Annotated in this window: 15 protein-coding genes; all 15 read right to left on the reverse strand. The window is 53.8% G+C overall.

From position 1 onward, the window contains the following. Positions 1-27 precede the first annotated feature (27 nt). Positions 28-1,446, reverse strand: coding sequence for a glutamate synthase subunit beta (locus WC772_03175; protein MFA6169754.1), 1,419 nt, complete (start codon positions 1,444-1,446; stop codon positions 28-30). Then, positions 1,439-5,935: a glutamate synthase large subunit gene (gltB, locus tag WC772_03180; GenBank protein MFA6169755.1), complete on the reverse strand. Its 4,497-nt coding sequence runs from the start codon at positions 5,933-5,935 to the stop codon at positions 1,439-1,441. The genes WC772_03175 and gltB overlap by 8 nt, the downstream gene beginning before the upstream one ends. Before the next feature lie 100 nt (positions 5,936-6,035). Next, positions 6,036-6,245: a helix-turn-helix domain-containing protein gene (locus WC772_03185; protein MFA6169756.1), complete on the reverse strand. Its 210-nt coding sequence runs from the start codon at positions 6,243-6,245 to the stop codon at positions 6,036-6,038. A gap of 38 nt (positions 6,246-6,283) precedes the next feature. Continuing rightward, entirely contained in the window at positions 6,284-8,380 is a 2,097-nt protein-coding gene (locus WC772_03190; GenBank protein ID MFA6169757.1) for a glutamine synthetase III, read from the reverse strand. Positions 8,381-8,559: 179 nt separating this feature from the next. Beyond that, positions 8,560-8,898 carry a P-II family nitrogen regulator gene (locus WC772_03195; GenBank protein MFA6169758.1) on the reverse strand — a complete coding sequence of 113 codons (339 nt, stop codon included), beginning with the start codon at positions 8,896-8,898 and terminating at the stop codon, positions 8,560-8,562. Beyond that, positions 8,898-10,115: an ammonium transporter gene (locus WC772_03200; GenBank protein ID MFA6169759.1), complete on the reverse strand. Its 1,218-nt coding sequence runs from the start codon at positions 10,113-10,115 to the stop codon at positions 8,898-8,900. The genes WC772_03195 and WC772_03200 overlap by 1 nt, the downstream gene beginning before the upstream one ends. 120 nt (positions 10,116-10,235) lie before the next feature. After that, positions 10,236-10,574, reverse strand: coding sequence for a P-II family nitrogen regulator (locus WC772_03205; GenBank protein ID MFA6169760.1), 339 nt, complete (start codon positions 10,572-10,574; stop codon positions 10,236-10,238). Between the two features lie 10 nt (positions 10,575-10,584). After that, a complete protein-coding gene (locus WC772_03210; GenBank protein MFA6169761.1) occupies positions 10,585-11,739 on the reverse strand; it encodes an ammonium transporter in 1,155 nt (384 codons plus the stop codon). A gap of 229 nt (positions 11,740-11,968) precedes the next feature. Further along, on the reverse strand, positions 11,969-12,658 hold the full coding sequence (locus tag WC772_03215) for a hypothetical protein (protein ID MFA6169762.1): 690 nt from the start codon (positions 12,656-12,658) through the stop codon (positions 11,969-11,971). Between the two features lie 123 nt (positions 12,659-12,781). After that, positions 12,782-14,305 carry a sigma 54-interacting transcriptional regulator gene (locus WC772_03220; GenBank protein MFA6169763.1) on the reverse strand — a complete coding sequence of 508 codons (1,524 nt, stop codon included), beginning with the start codon at positions 14,303-14,305 and terminating at the stop codon, positions 12,782-12,784. A 53-nt stretch (positions 14,306-14,358) separates the two neighbouring features. Beyond that, positions 14,359-15,270, reverse strand: coding sequence for a PAS domain-containing protein (locus WC772_03225; protein ID MFA6169764.1), 912 nt, complete (start codon positions 15,268-15,270; stop codon positions 14,359-14,361). Beyond that, entirely contained in the window at positions 15,270-15,866 is a 597-nt protein-coding gene (locus tag WC772_03230; protein MFA6169765.1) for a hypothetical protein, read from the reverse strand. The genes WC772_03225 and WC772_03230 overlap by 1 nt, the downstream gene beginning before the upstream one ends. A 1-nt stretch (position 15,867) precedes the next feature. Further along, entirely contained in the window at positions 15,868-17,460 is a 1,593-nt protein-coding gene (locus WC772_03235) for an NAD+ synthase (protein ID MFA6169766.1), read from the reverse strand. Positions 17,461-17,469: 9 nt separating this feature from the next. Continuing rightward, complete coding sequence (gene gltA / locus WC772_03240; GenBank protein MFA6169767.1) at positions 17,470-18,861, reverse strand: NADPH-dependent glutamate synthase; 1,392 nt, start codon at positions 18,859-18,861, stop codon at positions 17,470-17,472. Next, entirely contained in the window at positions 18,858-19,685 is an 828-nt protein-coding gene (locus tag WC772_03245) for a sulfide/dihydroorotate dehydrogenase-like FAD/NAD-binding protein (protein MFA6169768.1), read from the reverse strand. Before WC772_03245 ends, gltA begins: the two co-directional genes overlap by 4 nt. Between the last annotated feature and the right edge of the window lie 6 nt (positions 19,686-19,691).

The following is a 19,691-nucleotide window of genomic DNA, read 5'->3' on the forward strand; positions in this document are numbered from 1 at the left end:
TTAAATTGGGGGGGACTTGCATTGAGACTACATCGTCGGCAGGTTGGAACATCCCATCAGGAACTCGTCGACGGCGCGGGCCGCTTTCCGCCCTTCGGAAATCGCCCAAACGATGAGCGACTGTCCCCGGCGCATGTCGCCGGCGGCAAAGATCTTTTTGACCGAAGTTTGGTAATTTACGTCAGTTTTAACGTTCCCCCGCTGATCCAGCTCGATCTTCAGGGCGTCGAGCAAACCGGTTTTTTCCGGCGAAAGAAAGCCGAGCGCCAGAAAAACCAGATCGGCTTCGATCTCAAAATCGGTTCCCACAATTTCTTTCAGGTCGGAACCGACCTGAACACATTTTAACTTAGTAACCTGGCCGTTTTTCCCTTCGAACCTTTTAGTCGAGATCGACCATTGCCGCTCCGCCCCTTCTTCGTGGCTGGAAGTGGTCTTGAGCAAGACCGGGTATTTCGGCCAGGGCTGATGCGGCGGACGGTCTAACCCAGGCTTAGAAAGTAATTCGATCTGAACAACACAGGTTGCCCCCTGGCGGTTGGCGGTCCCAACGCAGTCGGAGCCGGTATCGCCGCCGCCGATCACAACGACCCTCTTTCCTTTGGCATCGATCAATTTGTCGGCCGGGATTTTGGCTCCGGCGACGCGGCGGTTCGATTGGGTCAAATACTCCATGGCAAAGTGGATCCCGCCCAGTTCGCGTCCTTCGATCTTCAGGTCGCGCGGCTGGCGGGAACCGCCGGCCAGGACGACCGCGTCATACTCTTTCAGTTTTTCGACCGACAGGTCAACGCCGACGTTAACGCCGATCTTGAAAGTAATCCCTTCCTGTTCCCAAATACCAAGCCGGCGATCGAGGAGCTTCTTTTCCAGTTTGAAATCAGGAATACCAAAACGCATGATCCCACCGACCTGTTCGTCCCGCTCAAATACGGTCACGGTATGCCCGGCTTGATTGAGTTGGGCGGCGCAGGCCAGCCCGGACGGGCCGGAACCGACCACCGCGACCTTTTTACCAGTCCGGCTGCAGGGAGGATTAGGTTTAATATCGCCCTCACGGAAAGCGTGTTCAATGATCCCGAGTTCGTTTTCCCTGACCGTGACCGGATCGTCATTGATCCCCAGAACGCAAGCGTATTCGCACAAGGCCGGACAGACCCGGCCGGTGATCTCGGGGAGATTATTGGTCGCGTTCAGCATCGTCGCCGCCTTTGCCCAATGGCCGCGGGCCATCAAGTCGTTCCACTCGGGGATGAGGTTACCCAAAGGACAACCCCAGTGGCAGAAAGGAGTTCCGCAATCCATACAGCGGACCGCTTGATCCTCGGCTTGGGCATCGCCGCGAAGATTAAAAACGAGGTCGTAATCTTGCACCCGTTCGCAAACCGGCCGGTAAGCGGTCTTATCCCGCTTTACTTTCAAGAAGCCTTTTGGATCTTTAGCCATCGGCAACCTCCGTCAAGTCAAGCTTCTCTTCCAGCTTTTTCTCTTCCAATATCCGCTTGTATTCCAGCGGCATCACTTTCACAAACTTCTTGATCTCGAAATTTTCAAGGACCGCGGCCCCTTTTTTGCTTTTGGTATACCTAACATGATTAGACAACAAGGTTTTGATCATTTTCAGGTCATCCTGATCGGGCGTTTGCAGTTCGATCATTTCAAAATTACATTTATCTTTGAAATCACCGGCCTCATCATAGACATAAGCGATCCCGCCCGACATCCCGGCCCCAAAATTACGACCGGTCCGGCCTAAAATAACGACCCGGCCGCCTGTCATGTATTCGCAACCATGGTCCCCCACCCCTTCAACCACCCCATAGAGCCCGGAATTGCGGATACAGAAACGCTCGCCCGCCATTCCGCGAATATAAGCCTCGCCGGAGATCGCGCCGTAAAAAGTCGTATTGCCGATTAAACTGTTTTGATCGGCTTTATAGGTCGCTTTAGAGTCCGGATAGATAATGATCTTGCCGCCCGAGATCCCTTTTCCAACGTAATCGTTGGCCAAGCCTTCCAGTTCAAAGGTTATCCCCTTGGCCAGCCAGGCGCCAAAGCTCTGTCCGGCAACCCCGTTAAACTTAACCTTGATCGTCTCTTCTTTCAACCCTTCTTCCCCGTAACGTTTGCAAAGCTCACCGGAGAGCATCGCGCCGGTCGTCCGGTTGACGTTACGGATCTCCTGCTCGATCAGAACTTCCTGCCGTTTTTCCAGCGCCGGCTTGGCTAACTTGATCAACTCGCGATCAAGGACCTTATCGACGCCATGGTCCTGAGCAATAACTGAGCGGGTTTTCACGTTTGCGGGAACTTCCGGACGATAGAGGATCTTGGAATAATCGATCTTGCTTGCTTTCCAAGGAACGATGCTCTGATTGACTTCCAGAAGATCGGTTCGCCCGATCATTTCATCGACCGTTCTAACCCCAAGCTGGGCCATGATCTCCCGCAACTCTCTGGCAATAAAATTAAAGTAAGTGACAACATATTCCGGCTTGCCGCGGAAACGCTTTTCCAATAATTCATCCTGGGTCGCGACCCCCAGAGAACAGTTGTTCAGGTGGCAATGACGAAGCATTACGCACCCCATAACAATCAGGGGGGAAGTACAAAAGCCGTACTCTTCGGCCCCCAGAAGGGCGGCGATCGCCACATCCCGGCCGGTCCGCATCTGGCCGTCGGTCTGCAACCGGACCCGGCTCCGCAGGTCGTTGAGCACCAGGGTCTGGTGGGTTTCGGAAAGCCCAAGCTCCCAGGGCAAGCCGGCGTGTTTAATGGAGCTGATCGGCGAAGCACCGGTTCCGCCGTCACCGCCGGAGATCAGGATCATGTCGGCGTGTCCTTTGGCGACGCCAGCCGCGACGGTCCCAACCCCGACCTCGGAAACTAGCTTAACGCTGATCCGGGCGGCCGGATTGGTATTTTTAAGATCGAAGATCAGTTGGGCCAGGTCTTCGATCGAGTAAATATCGTGATGCGGCGGCGGCGAGATCAAAGTCACGCCGGGAGTGGTGTAGCGGGTCTTGGCGATGATCGCGCTGACCTTATGGCCGGGGAGTTGTCCCCCTTCGCCAGGCTTCGCTCCCTGGGAGATCTTGATCTGGATCTCGTCGGCATTGACCAAATAATTGGTAGTCACGCCAAAACGGCCGGAAGCGACCTGTTTGATGGCACTCCGTTTGGAATCGCCGTTCGGCAAGGGAGTAAATCTGGCCGGGTCTTCTCCCCCTTCGCCGGTGTTGGAGCGGCCGCCGAGCCGGTTCATGGCGATCGCCAGCGATTCGTGGGCCCCCCGGCTGATCGAACCAAAGCTCATCGCCCCGGTCGCCAGGCGTTTGAAGATCTGTTCGATCGGTTCAATTTGTTCGATAGGGATAGGGTTTGTTTTTTTGAATTTTAAAAGACCGCGCAAGGTCGTCGGCTGCTTCGTTTGGTCATTGATCAGCGCGGCAAATTCTTTAAAGCGGTCGTAATCTTCTTTGCGAACCGATTCCTGAAGAGCCGCGATGCTGTCGGGGTTCCAAAGATGGAACTCACCGTCTTTTTTCCATTGATAAAGGCCGCCGGAAATCAAGTGAGGGAGATTTACCCCACTCTTTGGATAACCCTGGCGGTGCCGCAAACTGGCCTCTTTGGCGATCTCGTCAAAGCCGACCCCGCCGATCCGCGACGGCGTCCCGGCAAAGCATTTCTCGATCACTTCCGGACCAACCCCCAGAGCTTCGAAGATCTGGGCCCCGCGGTAACTTTGCAGGGTCGAGATCCCCATCTTGGAAAGGATTTTGAGAATGCCAAGGTCAACCGCGTGACGGTAATTCTTGACCGCTTTGGCGTGGTCAAGGACCAATTCTTTTTCCGCAATCAGCAGGTCAAGAGCCTCGTAAGCCAGGTACGGGTTGATGCTGTCGGCCCCATAACCAAAAAGAAGGGCGAAATGATGAACTTCCCGCGGCTCGGCGCTCTCGACAATGATCCCGAGCTGCGAACGAAGGGTCTGACGGACCAAATGGTGGTGGACCGCGCCGGTCGCCAAAAGAGCCGGGATAGCGGCTTTATCTTCATCCACGCCGCGGTCGCTTAAGATGATAAATGAATATCCTTCGTCGATCGCTTTGACCGCTTCCGCGCAAATGGCATCAAGTCTCTGGCGAAAAGCCAGGTCTCCCGATTTAAAGAGGATCGAGATCGTCTTGGTTTTGAACCCCTTCTCTTTGATCGCCCGGATCTTCTCCAGATCGTCATTGGCCAGGATCGGTTCCTTAATATAAAGCCGATGGGCATGTTCCGGGGTCTCGGCCAACAGGTTTTTTTGCGGTCCGACGAAACTATCGAGGCTCATAACCAGTTCTTCACGGATGAAGTCGACCGCCGGGTTGGTCACCTGGGCAAACAACTGCTTAAAATAAGTGTAGAGCATTTGCGGATTATTGGAAAGAACCGCGTGCGGCGCGTCGTTCCCCATCGAGCCGATCGGCTCCTTGCCCGTTTCCGCCATCGGTTTAATAATGACCTTCAAATCTTCGCGGGAATAGCCAAACGCTTTCAGGTTGGTCAGCAGGTCGGGCGTTTTTTCGCCTTTACCGCCAGCCGGCAATTGGGTTAGGTCGACCAAATTATCGGCAACCCATTTGGAATAAGGCTGTTGAGCGGCAATGTTTCTCTTAACTTCTTCGTCATGCAGGATCTTCCCCTCTTCAGTATCGATGTAGAAGATCTTTCCTGGCTCAAGACGGCCGGAAACCTCGATCTTGGCGGGAGGGATGTCAAGGACGCCAACCTCGGAGGCCAGGGCGACGATCCCGTCGGTAGTCAAGATGTAGCGGGCCGGGCGTAAGCCGTTCCGGTCAAGGGCAGCGGCGATCCTGGTCCCATCGGTCACCGCCATCGCCGCCGGTCCGTCCCACGGTTCCATGAAGGCGGCGTGATACCGATAGAACTCCTTGAGCTCCGGCGCCATCTGGCGATGTTGTTCCCAGGCGCCGGGGATCATCATCATCATGACATGGGGAAGCGAGCGGCCGGAAAGGAGGAGCAATTCAAAAACATTGTCAAAAATCGCGGAGTCGCTCCCTCCCTGGACGATCACCGGCAGGATTTTTTTCAGATCGTCGCCAAGCAGGGGGCTGGCCAGCAGGCTTTCTTTGGCCGCCATCCAGTTAATGTTGCCGCGCAGGGTATTGATCTCCCCGTTATGGGCCAGAAAGCGGAACGGCTGGGCCAGGTCCCAAGTTGGGAAGGTATTGGTACTGTACCGGGAATGGACCAGGGCAATGGCGCTCTCGATCCGCTTGTCGCGCAGATCGGGAAAGAATTGATCAACCTGCTCCGGCATCAATAAACCTTTGTAAACAAAGGTCCGGCCGGAAAGGCTCGGGATATAAAAGAAAGAACGCTGCTTTAAGTTCGAGGCTCGGACCGCGTTTTCGATCCTTTTTCTAATGACAAAAAGTTTTAGTTCAAAAGCCGGCTGATCGCCCTGGCCCTTTTTAACGAAAACCTGTTCGATAACCGGTTCGGTCTCCTTGGCGGTATGGCCGATGTCGGTGTTGTCGACCGGGACTTCGCGCCAGCCAAGCAGTTCCAGCCCTTCTTCAGCAATGATCGCAGCAAACTTCTCTTTGCAAAAAGCCCGTTCTTTAGCTTCAGTAGGCAAAAAAACCAGGCCGGTTCCGTAATCACCAGCCGGCGGAAGCCTAAAAGAAGCAATGGCGGAAAAAAAAGCGTGAGGCAGCTGGATCAGGATCCCCGCCCCATCTCCAGTTTTAGGATCGGCGCCGGTCGCCCCGCGATGGGAGAGCCGCCGCAAGATCTCTAATCCCTGCAGGACGATCTTATTGGATTTTTTTCCCTTAATATCGCAGAGAAAACCAACCCCGCAACTGTCATGTTCATAGGCCGGATCGTATAAGCCCTGTTTTTTCGGAAATGCGTTCAACTTTTTCTTCCTTCTTACCCACCAACAAAAATTGATTTTTTATTATATCATAGATGAAAAGGCCCAGACAACGTAAAATCACAGCGGGGAGGCGCCGCGGCTATGTGTTTATTCCCAAACGCTTTATTTTGGCCCGAAGTGTGTTCCGATTGATACCCAATATATTTGCAGCCTTAAGCTGGTTGCCTCCGGTCATGTCCAATACGCGGCTGATCAGCGGGCGTTCCAGCTTATCGAGCAGCATCCGGTACACCTTTCCATGATTATCAGTCAAATCGCTTATCTGCTCAATGTCATTTTCAATCGTCATTTGATTAATTTCGACTCGGCAACTACGAACCTCTCAATTTATAAGATCGTCAGCAGTTCCTGATACTTAGCCATCGGCCAATAAACATCAGCCACCAGCGTTTCCGCTTCATCGACACTGGCGCGCAGCTCGGCCAAGGCACTGGCTCCGTTCTTTGCGTAAAGTTTGGCTTTCTTTTCCAGGTTCTCTTCCTTTTCACAAAGTACGATCGCTTTTTCAAGGCCGGCGATTGCCGCTTTGATATCGCCATACAAGCCGGAGACAACCTTCAGGTCAGCCGCTATCGCGCCGGATTTGGAAGTCGCTTTGACCGCTTCACCCAGTGATTTGATCTGTTCCAGGACTGCCGGCAGGACCAGCGTCTTGGCAATGTTCAGCGCCGCTTTCAGCTCAACATCTTTAATCTTGATGTAGGTATCAAGCTTGATCTCCACCTTCGAGTGCAGTTCCCGCTTCGACAGAACGCCATATTTTTCGAAGAGCTCAACGCACTCCTTATCCAGCATCAAATCAAGTGCGTCCGGCGTATCCTTGGCGTTTGGCAACCCGCGTTTGGCGGCTTCCTTATGCCAGGCTTCCGAGTAGTTATTCCCTTCGAAGCGAACCCGCTTAGTCTCCTTCAGGACGTCCTTCATGACCAGGATCGCGTTCCCCTTAACGTTCCCGCCCTTCTTGGCCGAAAGCCGGCGAGATATCTCGTCGTAACCGTAAGAGACGAGCAAGTTGAGCAGGGTCCCCGCTTCGGAGCAGTTCTGCGAAGAACCGACCGCACGGAACTCGAATTTGTTCCCGGTAAAGGCAACCGGGGAGGTCCGGTTCCGGTCCGAGGTATCTTTGGCGACTTTCGGCAAGTTCTTCACGCCAAGGTTGATGTTATCCAAACTCTTTTCGTTAACGCTGGTCCCAATCCCTTCGATTTCGTCCATAATACGGGCCAAGTATTCCCCGAGATAAACAGACATGATCGCCGGCGGGGCTTCGTTCGCCCCTAAGCGGTGATCATTGCCGGCATCCGCCACTACAGCCCGGAGTAACCCGCCAAACTTATTGACACCAAGTAGGATCGCCCCCAGCGTCAGCAAGAAATTGATGTTTTTGATCGGCGAATCAGACGGTTCCAGGTAGTTGCTCCCGCTGTCATCGCCCAGCGACCAGTTAAAATGTTTACCGGATCCGTTGACGCCGGCAAACGGTTTTTCGTGCAGCAGCGCGACCAAGCCGTGCTTCTCCGCTACTTTCCGAATGATCTCCATCAACTGCAGGTTGTGGTCGACCGCCATATTCACTTCTTCGTACAGCGGGGCGACTTCAAACTGATTCGGTGAAACCTCGTTATGTCTGGTCTTCGAGGGAATTCCACGGCGATAAAGTTCCATGTCGAAGTCTTCCATGAACATCATGACCTTGTCTTTGATCGCGCCGAAATAATGGTCTTCCAGCTGCTGACCCTTGGCCGGAGGGGCGCCAAACAAGGTCCGCCCGGCAACGCACAGATCGGGCCGGGTATCGTAGAGTTCTTTAGAGACCAGGAAATATTCCTGTTCCGGACCGCCATACACCTTCATTTTCTTAACGCCGTCGTTTCCCAGCAGTTTCTGCAGCTTGATCGCGGAGTCGGTCAGCGCTTTCATGGAGCGGAGGAGTGGGGTCTTCAGGTCGAGGACCTCACCGGTCCAAGAGAGATAAACGGTCGGAATAACCAAAGTCTTGGTATCGCCGGCTTCGAGTAGGAAGGCCGGGCTGGTCGGATCCCAAGCGGTATAACCGCGCGCTTCAAAGGTCGAGCGAATGCCGCCAGAAGGAAAACTCGAAGCATCCGGCTCGGACTGGATCAACTGCTTGGCGCTAAAGCGTTCGATCATTTCCCCATCGCTGCCGTAGCTAAGGAAAGCATCGTGCTTTTCGGCGGTGCCGCCGCGCTGCGGCTGGAACCAGTGAGTAAAGTGGGTCGCGCCATTTTCCATCGCCCACTCCTTCATCGCATGGGCGACATCACTGGCAATCGTCTCATCCAGAGGCTCCCCTCTTTCAACCGTAGCCAGTAATTTGGCGTAAATCTCCTTGCTAAGCCGGTCTTTCATCACTTTTTTGTTAAAAGTTAACTCGCCGAAAATCTGACTTGCCGTTTTTACCATTATTATCTACTCCTTTATTTAATGTCCGGTATTCCAAACATCATTGTATATTATGTGAATTTTTATAGCAACTTTTTCGCCAAAACAAAATTTGCCTATAAAACAGGCATTTTTATTTTTGAGGGGCAATTATTTTCGACATTTTTGTATTTAACCACTCTGTTTTCTACAATATTGTATCAGATTGCCGAGTGACCCCGCTCCCGGGTTCTAATTCTCACCACTTCTTCAACCGGTGAAACAAAGATCTTGCCATCGCCAACTTTACCGGTTGAACAGATCGCCAAGATAACTTCTATTACCGTATCGACATCCTTGGCATTAACCACTAATTCAACCTTAACCTTGGGAAGAAATTCAACCCGGTATTCGCCAACTCGCCACTCCAGGGTGACCCCTCGCTGGATCCCCCGCCCTTTGACTTCAGTAATCGTCATTCCGGAAAAACCCTTAGCGTCAAAAGCCTCCCGCAGTTCGTCCAGCTTCTCCGGTTTGATGATCGCTTCAATTTTTTTCATTAGTACACCGACTCCCCATGCTGGGCGATATCCAACCCGACACTCTCCTCGTTGTCCTTGGCCCGGAGCGAAAACATCGTGTCAACGATCTTGGCCAACAGATAGGAAACGACAAATGAAAAACCGGCCACGACCACAACAGTAAATAATTGGACAAAAAACAAGTTCGGCCCGCCAAACAACAAGCCGTTCGCCCCGGCCGGGTTAAGAGCTTTTTGGGCGAAGATCCCAACTGCTAGGATCCCCCAGATTCCCCCGACCCCATGACAGGCAAAGACATCGAGCGACTCGTCAAAGCCGATCTTCATTCGGAATATTATCACATAATACGAAAGAGCCGCCGCGATAACGCCGATCAGCAAGGCGGAAAGAGGACTAATGTAACCGGAAGCGGGAGTAACCGCCGCTAAACCAGCGATCGCGCCGGTTGAAAAACCAAGGACGCTTGGCCGCTTATGGCTCCAATTGATGATCATCCAGGTCAAGGCGGCCGCCGCGCCGGAAGCGGTTGTCGCGACTAAAGCTTGGGCCGCGACCGCGCCGGCCGAAAGGGCCGAGCCGCCGTTAAAGCCAAACCAACCAAACCAAAGAAGAAACGCTCCGAGGACCGTCAGTGGAATGTTTGACGGCTCCATATTATCTTTACCATACCCTTTTCTTTTCCCGATCACCAGCGCGACCGCCAGAGCGGAAACTCCAGCGGTAATGTGGACAACCGCGCCACCGGCAAAATCAAGCGCGCCAAGCACTCTCAACCAACCGCCGATCCCCCAGATCCAATGGGCGACCGGCGCGTAAATAAAGGTTGCCCAAAGAAGGGTAAAGACCAGGAAACCGGAGAAATTGATCCGTTCGACAAAGGCCCCGGTGATTAACGCCGGAGTAATGACCGCAAAAGCCATTTGGAAAGCCATAAACGCGAGATGAGGGACCCCAGGAGCATAGCCGGCATGAGGCGCCCCGCCGACTTTCATTAAACCTAGCCAATCCAAGCCACCGATCACTCCGCCATGATCGGGACCAAAAGCTAATGTGTAGCCAAAAAGGATCCATTGAACGGTTATCAGGGCAAGGATAACGACAGATAGCATGATCGTTGAGAGAAGGTTCTTTTTCCTAACCATCCCGCCGTAGAAAAAGCCGAGCGCCGGAGTCATCAGGATGACTAGGGCCGTTGAGATCAAAACCCAAGCGGTATCGCCACTGTTAATGTTCATGGCAGGTTTAGAGCAATCTTACTGCCAAACCAGCCTTTAAAGTGTTTTTTCTTTTATAAAAGGGATAAATCGGGAGGCCGGACCTTTCGAGCTCCGGCCTCCCGCTACATTTTTGTAGATTTAAAGAACGGCTTCCCCTTTTTCTCCGGTCCGGATCCTAATTACTTCTTCGACCGGCGAAATAAAGATCTTCCCGTCCCCGATACTGCCGGTTTTACAGACCTTGGTAATGATCGAGACCACTTCAGCCGCTTTTTTATCATCAACAACTGTCTCCAGTTTGACCTTGGGAAGGAATTCGACCCGGTATTCACCGACCCGCCATTCCAGGGTGATTCCCCGCTGGATCCCCCGCCCTTTGACCTCGGTGATCGTCATCCCGGAAAACCCCTTGGCATCGAGAGCCTCCCGCAATTCCTCAAGCTTTTCTGGTTTAATAATCGCTTCAACTTTTTTCATGGCCCCCTCCTTACGCGGTCTCCGCGTGCTGTGAAATATCGAGCCCGACCAACTCTTCGTTACTGGCAACCCGGAGTCCCATGACCGCGTCGATCAGCTTCGCCAGGACGATCGTCACGACAAAGGCAAAGAGACCGGAAGCGGCTACCGCCAGGAACTGGGTCCAGACCAAACCGGGATTGCCGAGGAGCAGGCCGTCCGCGCCGGCCGGGTTGATCGCTTTGCTGGCAAAAATACCGGTCGCGATCGCTCCCCAGGCCCCGCCCATTCCATGACAGGCAAAAGCATCAAGCGACTCATCGATCCGCAGTTTCATGCGCAGCACTATCATATAATAAGAAATGACCGCGGCAATCCCGCCGATGGCGATCGCCGAGAGCGGATCAACAAACCCGGAAGCCGGGGTAATTGCCACCAGTCCGACAACGGCACCGGTCGCCACCCCTAAAACGCTGGGACGGCGATGGAACCAACTTAGCAGCATCCACACTACCGCCGCCGCCGCTGCCGCCGTATTGGTCACCACAAAAGCCGAAACCGCCAGACCGTTGGCCGCTAAGGCGGACCCGCCGTTAAAGCCAAACCAACCGAACCAGAGGAGGACGGCGCCGAGAACCACGATCGGGATATTGCTCGGCTCCATGTTATCTTTGCCGTAGCCGATCCGTTTCCCAAGCACCAGCGCGATCGCCAGCGCGGAAAAACCAGCCGTCACGTGAACAACCGTCCCGCCGGCAAAATCCAACGCCCCCAGCATCCTTAGCCAACCGCCGACCCCCCAGACCCAATGAGCGACCGGATCGTAAACGATCGTCGCCCAAAGGAGGGAAAAGACCAGAAAAGAGGAGAACTTGATCCTTTCCACGAACGCACCGACAATTAAGGACGGGGTCACAATGGCGAAAGCCGCCTGGAAGATCATGAAAGCAAGGGCCGGGATCGTCGCGGCATAATCAATGTTCGGCAGCTGCCCTACGCCGATCAGCCCCAGCCAGTTCAAGCCGCCGATCAAGCCGCCGTTGGTTGGGCCGAAAGCCAAAGTATAACCGATAAGAACCCATTGCAAACTGATGACCATCAGGATGGCAAAACACATCATGATAGTCGATAAGATATTCTTTTTCCTGACCATTCCGCCGTAAAAGAACCCAACCGCCGGGGTCATTAAAATAACTAAAGCGGCCGAGATCAAGACCCAGGCCGTGTCGCCGGCATTAATGACCGGAACAGCCGCCGCCACGCTCGCCGCTTCTTCGGCAAAAACAGGGATTACTCCAACCAGAAACAGAAACATTAAACCTAGCCATCGTTTCATTTGACTCTCCTCCTTCTTTGCGCGGCGCCCAGCTTAACCCACTCCTTGGTGCGAGTCAAGCCGGGTCAGCCTCACATTATTAGAAATTGATATCCAGCTGGGTCGTGATCGTCGGCTTAGCATCATTATTATATTTACCGTAAGCAAAAAGCACCGCTGTATTGGCCGAGAACATATAAGAAAAACCGGCAAAGAGCGCGCCCAGGGCCGATTTTGTTCCCGCGTAGTCAACGCTCAACCAGAGCTTATCGGTCAACATCTTATCCCAGGTCAGGATCAATCCGGCATTATCCTTATTGCCGCTCGGATCAAGCAACAATTTTTCATTGCCCATAAAATAACCGGCCGAGAGCCGACCGATCGGGAAAGTTTTCGCGACCACCCCGTAAAGGACGTTCTGATCGGTCACGTTCGTCTGAAGGCCGAATCCGAATCCGCCGACCGCGATCGCCGGCAGAGCGTCTTTCTCCTGTAACCCATATTTTAGGTTTAAGACCAAGGAGCTGGCCGGCACGGCCTGCGGTAAAAAGGCATCGACCCCGATCTCCAGGCCGGGCAAAAGCCCATAGGTCAGCCCAAGATCGGTCGGGAAAGAATATCCGCCGGAAGTCCTATCTTCGACCGTAAAATAATCATCGATCCCAAAATGCCAGGTCCCCACCCCCTGGATATCGGTCGACGGGTTCCAGATCTGGGTCGTGGGAGTAGCGGCAGCGATCCCGGCCACAAACAGCAAAGCAACGGCAGCAATCAAAATCTTCTTTTTCATGATGTTTCCTCCTTGCCGTTAGTGAAGCAACTTTATTGCCTGAAGGAAAAGAGGCAACCGCGAGGAGTAATCTACGTTTTTGTATATTGGTATACTTTTTTGTAGTTTTATCTAACCGCGCACTTAAGTGCGCGGTTCTTTAAGCGAGATCCTATATTTATCGAGCTTGTATCCAAGCATCCGCTCGGTCAAGCCAAGCGCCTTGGCGGCGGAGCGCTGGGTTTTAAAGCGCCGGAGAGCCTCCTCGATCTTCTGCTTTTCCAGCGAGGCGACAATCTCCGGCAGCGACGCACCCTGCGGACCGAGATCGTATTCTTTGCTCGCCGCCAGATTGGCCGGCAGTTCCTTCGGTGTGATGATCTCTTTCTGGGCAATAACCACCGCCCGCTCCACAATGTTTTCCAGCTCCCGGACGTTCCCCGGAAATTGATAGGCCATGAGCAGGTCCAGCGCCGCCCGATTGATCCCTTTGATCTTTTTCTTGTTCAACCTGGCAAACTTATCAATGAAGAAATCAACCAGTAGCGGGACATCTTCTTTTCTCTCCCGAAGCGGCGGCAAGATAATGGGAAAAACATTGATCCGATAAAAGAGATCCTCCCGGAATTTACCTTCTTTGACCATCGCCTCAAGGTTCCGATGGGTAGCGCAAATCACCCGAATATCGATTTTAACCGTCTGCGCGCCCCCTAATCTCTCAAATTCCCGCTCCTGCAGGACCCGTAGAAGCTTAACTTGGGTAGCAATGGTCAGGTCCCCGATCTCGTCCAAAAAGATCGTCCCGCCGTTCGCCAATTCAAACCGGCCGCTCCGCCGCTCCATCGCTCCGGTAAAAGCCCCCCGTTCGTAGCCAAAAAGCTCCGACTCCAGGAGGTTCTCCGGCAAAGAAGCACAGGCGACTTTAATGAAAGGTTTCTCATGGCGGGGGCTGGCGTAATGGATCGCCGAAGCGACCAATTCTTTACCGGTCCCCGATTCACCGCCGAGCAGAACGGTCGCCGAACTATCGGCCACCTGGACCGCCCCTTCCAGAACCGCCTCCATAACCGTAGAACTGTAGACGATATTGCCGAACTTATACTTCCCTTTAAGTTCCCTTTTCAGCTTGATGTTCTCGGACAAAATCACTTCTTTGTCCTTTTCCGCCAGTTCGCGCAATTTGACCGCTTGACCGACCATCGCGGCGATAATCGTCAGGACGCGGATATCTTCTTCGTAGGAAACGTTCCCCTTGAAAAGCCGATCGACCGAGAGCGCGCCGATCACTTTATTGCCGACTTTAATGGGGACGCAAAGAAAGGCGAACTTTCTTTCCTTGAGGTTCCGTCGGGCTTGGGTGCGGTTCAAAAAGAGGGGTTCGGCTTCAATGTCCGGAATAACCATCGGCTGGCCGGTCGCCACGACCCGGCCGGTGATCCCCTCGCCGAGCTTGTAGCGGCCGCGTTCTTTCTCTTCCCGGGTCAAGCCGGAAGCGACCTCAATGCGCAATTCGCTGGTCGTCGGATCGACCAGCGTAATGGTGCCGCGCTGCATCTCAAGCGAATCGGCCAAGACCTTGAGGATCGAATCGAGGGTCTTTTCCAGGTCAAGAGAAGCAGCCAGGGCGGTGCTGACCTCAATCAAGGCTCCGACAAAAGTTTCTTGCATCACAAAACAACTCCTACAATATTGTAGATTATACTACATCTTTGTATAAGCTGTCAAATCCGGTCATATTTAGGCGCGCGCCCCTGGGCCGCCAGCAGAGCGTCGACCTCTTTTTCCAGTTCGATCATCCGGAGTTCGCGCCCGACCGCCAGCCCGTGGAATTCCTCCAGCTCTTGCATTTTCTCCTTGAGTTTTTGTTCGGCCTGAAAGCGCACCGTAATGTCCTGCGAAACCACAAAAATCCCGTCGGTCATCGGTTGAATGCTTAGCTCGTAATAACCCCGGCGCCCGTCCGGATAAACAAACTCGTTCTCCATTCGGTGCGGGACCCGCTCTTCCATGCAGCGCTTGAGCTGCTCGAACATTTCGGTCTTTTCAATGCCGGGATAGACCTCCATCATCGTCTTGCCTATCAGCTCCTCTTTAGCGCGCTTTTCCTGTTCGGCAACGACATTATTGACGTATAAATAACGCCAATCAAAACCGATGATCTGAAAGCCTTCCATCATCGAATCAAGCGTGTTGCGGTAACGTTCTTCGGCCTTAAGCAATTTTTCTTCGGCTTTTTTAGACTCGGTAACATCGACCAGGGAAACAAAAAAACCGACTATCTTGCCTTCGGCATCTTTTCTTAGCAACCCGTTGACGATAACCGGCGGCATTTCGCCGCTTTTTTTTCTGATCTTGATTTCACGGTTCTTGACCTGGCCGTTGCTCAAAACTTCGTTCATTATTCCATTCGCCTCCGCCTCGCTCCCGATAAAATCGACAAAGCGGCGGCCGATTATTTCGTCTTTCGGGTAGCCGAGAAAATCGGAGGTTTCACGTCCGGCGTCGGTAATGACCCCGACCGGGCTGACATGAACGATCGGAATCGGCAGGAACCGCCAGATATCCTCCAAATAATCGCTGATCTGCAGCAACTCTTTTTCGGAGACGTTCATTTGTTTTTCGCTGTCGCTCATTAATTCCACCAAGCCTTAAATTCGTAATAATCCGCCCCGTTGTCCGGCGATTTGATCAATTCGCAATGGACCGCGCTACCGACGGAAAATTCCAGCACCCGCCGAAAATAGCCCTGAATATATTCTATCCCGCTTTTGGGCAGGACCAACCCCTTAACTTTGACGAGCGCGAATTTTTCCTCGCCGTGATAGGCGGTCTCCAATTCGCCGACCGTGTAATGTTTTTTCCAAATCGCCGGCGCCGATTCGATCATTGTCTTGGCAGAGGAAAAAAACTTGACCAGCCATTTCATTAAAAAGGAAAATTTCGGCGCGGTATAACCCATCTCCTGCAGTTCTTCTTTGGTCATATTAAAATTCTCGTCAATAACCAGCAGGGAAAGGATCCGCAAACCAAGCGGCAGCCAGACCAAAGGCTTGATCTTATCGTACTCAACCGGATAGCCAAGCTCGCTCAACCTCCGACCGACCCGCAACAGCCCCTCTTCCCCCCATTTTTTCTTAACGTACTCGGCGTCGGTCTGAAACGCCACTCCCCGGACCTCTCCCGGGTATTTTTTCATAATTTCGTCGGCGGCCTGTTGCGTTAGCGGCATATTACACTTCCTTGTACTTGTTCGTGATCGGGACCCGCCAATCCTTGCCAAAGGCCCGCGCCGTGATCCGGGGGCCGGGCGGGGCCTGGCGGCGCTTATATTCCGCCCGATCGATCAGGCCGGCAACTTTAACGACTGTTTCACGGTCAAAGCCGAGCCCGACTATCTGCTCGACGCTCTTATTCTCTTCAACGTAGGCTTTAATGATCGGATCAAGCGTTTCGTAAGGGGGCAAGGTGTCCTGGTCCCGCTGGTTCGGTTTCAGTTCGGCCGTCGGCGGCCGGTTAATAACCGATTCCGGAATAACTTCCCGTTCGGCGTTGCGCCAGTCGACCAGACGGTAGACCAGGGTTTTGGGAACATCCTTGATCACGGCGAAACCGCCGGCCATGTCCCCGTAAAGAGTGCAATAGCCGGTCGACATCTCCGACTTATTACCGGTCGTTAAGACCAGCCAGCCGAATTTGTTGGAAAGAGCCATTAAATAGTTGCCGCGGATCCTGGCTTGCAGATTTTCTTCCGCGATATTTTCGGCCCGGTCTTTGAACTGCGGGCGAAGCTGATCGAGGTAGCGCTTAAAGAGCTCCTTGATCGGCAAGCTCTCCATTCTCACGCCCAGCCGTTCGGCAACCGCTTTCGCGTCGACAAAACTCCGATGGGCGGTGTAATCGGACGGCATAAAGACGGCGTGGACCCGATCCGGGCCCAGGGCGTCGGCCGCGATCGCCAGGGTCAGGGCAGAATCGATCCCGCCGGAAAGACCAATGACAACGTCCGAAAAGCGGTTCTTCTCAACATAATCTTTGACCCCCAGAACCAGGGCTCCGTAAATTTCCTCGTCATCATCCAGCCAGCCGGCGGCCGGACCGGATTCTTTCAGATCGACCAATAACAGCTCTTCCCGATACTGACCGGCGGCAGCGATCAATTTGCCGCGCGGCGAAGCGACCATGCTCCCGCCGTCAAAAACCAGTTCATCCTGCCCGCCGACCGAGTTAACGTAAACCACGTGGGCGCCGGTCTTTTTTGCCCGGGCTTTGACCAGTTTTTCCCGTTCCTTAACTTTACCAAGGTGATATGGTGAGGCGTTAATATTCAGGATCAGTTTCGCTCCGCCCCTGGCTTCGGCCAAGTACGGCCCCTTTTCCACCCAGAGGTCCTCACAGATCCCCAAGCCGATCTTTATTCCTTTATAGGCAATGACCTCCGATTTGGTCCCAGCCTGGAAATAGCGTTTTTCGTCAAAGACTCCGTAGTTGGGGAGATTGTTCTTGTGGTAGATCGTCTTGATCCGGCCATCGACAATAAAAGCCGCGGCATTATAAAGCGCAGCCCCTTTTCGATCGACAAAACCGAGGAAAACAGCCACTCCTTTTGAAGCGGCGGCGACTTCTTTTAAAGCGGCCAGGTTCGCCGTGATGAATTGAGGTTTTAACAGCAGGTCTTCCGGCGGATAACCGGTCAGGACAAGTTCCGGGAAAACGACCAGGTCGGCGGACACGGCTTTGGCCGCGGCAATTTGTGCGGCGATCTTCGAAACATTTCCCGTAAGATCACCGACGATCGGATTGATCTGGGCCAAGGCAAGCTTCATGTCTTGGAATTATACCTGATTCGGACGGTCCAAGCCAGCCGGCTGTTTTTTTAGGTAAGCGTCGATCCGGCGGGCGGCCAGTTTACCGTCCCCCATCGCCGAGATAACGGTCGCCGACCCACGGACAATATCCCCGCCCGCGAAAACTCCGGGCAAAGAGGTCGACTGGGAGTCATCAATGGCGACCCCGCCTTTTTCGTTAACCTTCAATGCGGCGGTCCGGTGCATGACCAAAGGGTTCGGTGAATTGCCGATCGCGACGACCACCGACTCGATCGGCAAACGGAACTCGGAGCCGGGAATTTCGACCGGCCGGCGACGCCCCCGACTGTCCGGTTCGCCCAACTCCATTTTCCGGCACTCCATTTCATTGACCCAACCGTTATTATCGGCATAATAAGCGGTCGGCGCGGTTAAAAGATGGAACTTAACCCCCTCTTCTTCACAGCGCTCGATCTCCTCGCGCCGGGCCGGCATTTCCCGGCGGGAACGGCGGTAAACGATCCACACTTCTTCCGCCCCCAATCGCAAAGAGACCCGGGCGGCATCCATGGCAACGTTGCCGGCGCCGATGACGGCGACTCGCTTTCCGATTTTGACCGGGGTTTGGTATTCCGGAAATTTATACGCCTTCATCATGTTGACCCGGAAAAGAAATTCGTTGGCCGAAAAAACGCCCGGCAAATTCTCGCCCGGTATCCCCATAAAATTCGGAAAACCGGCGCCGGAAGAGAGAAAAATCGCCTGGAATTCAGGGCGCAACCCGTTCAAATCGTCGATCAGCCGGTCGGCAATGATCTCGACGCCAAGCGATTTAACGTATTCAATTTCCAGATCAACGATTTTTTTCGGCAAACGGAAGGCCGGGATCCCGTACTGCAGCACGCCGCCGATAACGTGCAGCGATTCGAACAAGACAACCTGATAACCAAGCTTGGCCAGGTCCCCGGCGCAGGTCAGGCCGGCCGGGCCGGAACCGACTACGGCAACTCTTTTCCCCCTCGCCCTCTGGGAGAGGGGGATAGAGGGTGAGGGTTGTTTTTCAGCCCCATCAGCCGCAAACCTCTCCAAACTTCCGATGGCGATCGGCGCCTTTTTGGCGTTTAGAATACACTTGAGCTCGCACTGCTCTTCCTGGGGACAAACCCGGCCGCAGACCGCCGGTAGAGAATTGCTCTCCTTGATCTTAGCCAACGCTTGATCGCGCTTCCCTTCGGCAATCAGCTTAATAAAAGAAGGGATATCGATCCCAACCGGACAGCCTTTAACGCATCGGGGATCTTTGCACTGCAAGCAGCGCTTAGCTTCGGCCAACGCCTCATCGACCGAATAGCCAAGCGGCACTTCCTCGAAGTCTTGGATCCGCTCGGCAACCGGACGTTCGTTCATTTTTTTGTTCATTTGCTCCCCAATAATCGGCAGATATGGTCATCGGCCCGCTTTTCCAGGTCTTTGTAAGTCCCCAACCGGCTGGTCAGATCGGCAAAATCGACCAAGTGACCGTCAAAATCGGGCCCCTCCACACAGGTCAGCTTATTGAGCCCGCCAATTTTTACCCGACAGACGCCGCACATTCCGGTCGCGTCGAGCATCAGACTGTTCAGCGAAACAATCGTTTTGATCCCCGGGGTCAGGTCGCAACAGGCTTTCATCATCGGGACAGGACCGACAGCGATCACTCTCTGGGTCGGCTTATCCTTGATCGCTTCGCTTAATAATTCGGTCACAAACCCCCGCCGTCCGCTCGATCCATCGTCGGTAATTAACCGAAGCTCCGTACTCTGGGCCCTAAGCTCACTTTCATAAAACAATAACTCTTTATTTCTCGCCCCAATGATCGTCACGACCTCGTTCCCGGCCGCCTTCAGCGCTTTCACCCCCGGGTAGATTTCGGCGATCCCCACCCCTCCGCCAACCACTACCACCCGGCCAAACTTCTCAATTTCAGACGGGACGCCAAGCGGCCCCAGAAGATGAGAAACTTTTTCTCCAACCGGCAGAGATGAAAGCAAGCGGGTAGTGGCGCCGGCCAACTGAAAAATAACCGTGATCGTCCCCAGCGCCGGATCGGCAGCCGCGATCGTCAGCGGGATTCGCTCCCCTTTTTCAGTCGGAATGATCACCACGAACTGGCCCGGTTGCGCGGCCAGGGCAATTTGCGGGGCTAAGATGGTTGTTTTAACCACCAGAGGGGAAAGCGGTTCACGCGAAAGAATGGTCCTCATGAAATC

It is taken from the genome of Candidatus Margulisiibacteriota bacterium, from assembly GCA_041661965.1.
Taxonomy (GTDB): domain Bacteria; phylum Margulisbacteria; class WOR-1; order O2-12-FULL-45-9; family XYB2-FULL-48-7; genus XYB2-FULL-45-9.

Coding starts and splice junctions, on each gene's coding strand:
- WC772_03175 (MFA6169754.1), bottom strand. CDS start 1,446: ATGGCTAAAGATCCAAAAGGCTTCTTGAAAGTAAAGCGGGATAAGACC.
- WC772_03185 (MFA6169756.1), bottom strand. CDS start 6,245: ATGACGATTGAAAATGACATTGAGCAGATAAGCGATTTGACTGATAAT.
- WC772_03190 (MFA6169757.1), bottom strand. CDS start 8,380: ATGGTAAAAACGGCAAGTCAGATTTTCGGCGAGTTAACTTTTAACAAA.
- WC772_03195 (MFA6169758.1), bottom strand. CDS start 8,898: ATGAAAAAAATTGAAGCGATCATCAAACCGGAGAAGCTGGACGAACTG.
- WC772_03200 (MFA6169759.1), bottom strand. CDS start 10,115: ATGAACATTAACAGTGGCGATACCGCTTGGGTTTTGATCTCAACGGCC.
- WC772_03205 (MFA6169760.1), bottom strand. CDS start 10,574: ATGAAAAAAGTTGAAGCGATTATTAAACCAGAAAAGCTTGAGGAATTG.
- WC772_03210 (MFA6169761.1), bottom strand. CDS start 11,739: ATGACCCCGGCGGTTGGGTTCTTTTACGGCGGAATGGTCAGGAAAAAG.
- WC772_03215 (MFA6169762.1), bottom strand. CDS start 12,658: ATGAAAAAGAAGATTTTGATTGCTGCCGTTGCTTTGCTGTTTGTGGCC.
- WC772_03220 (MFA6169763.1), bottom strand. CDS start 14,305: ATGCAAGAAACTTTTGTCGGAGCCTTGATTGAGGTCAGCACCGCCCTG.
- WC772_03225 (MFA6169764.1), bottom strand. CDS start 15,270: ATGAGCGACAGCGAAAAACAAATGAACGTCTCCGAAAAAGAGTTGCTG.
- WC772_03230 (MFA6169765.1), bottom strand. CDS start 15,866: ATGCCGCTAACGCAACAGGCCGCCGACGAAATTATGAAAAAATACCCG.
- WC772_03235 (MFA6169766.1), bottom strand. CDS start 17,460: ATGAAGCTTGCCTTGGCCCAGATCAATCCGATCGTCGGTGATCTTACG.
- gltA (MFA6169767.1), bottom strand. CDS start 18,861: ATGAACAAAAAAATGAACGAACGTCCGGTTGCCGAGCGGATCCAAGAC.
- WC772_03245 (MFA6169768.1), bottom strand. CDS start 19,685: ATGAGGACCATTCTTTCGCGTGAACCGCTTTCCCCTCTGGTGGTTAAA.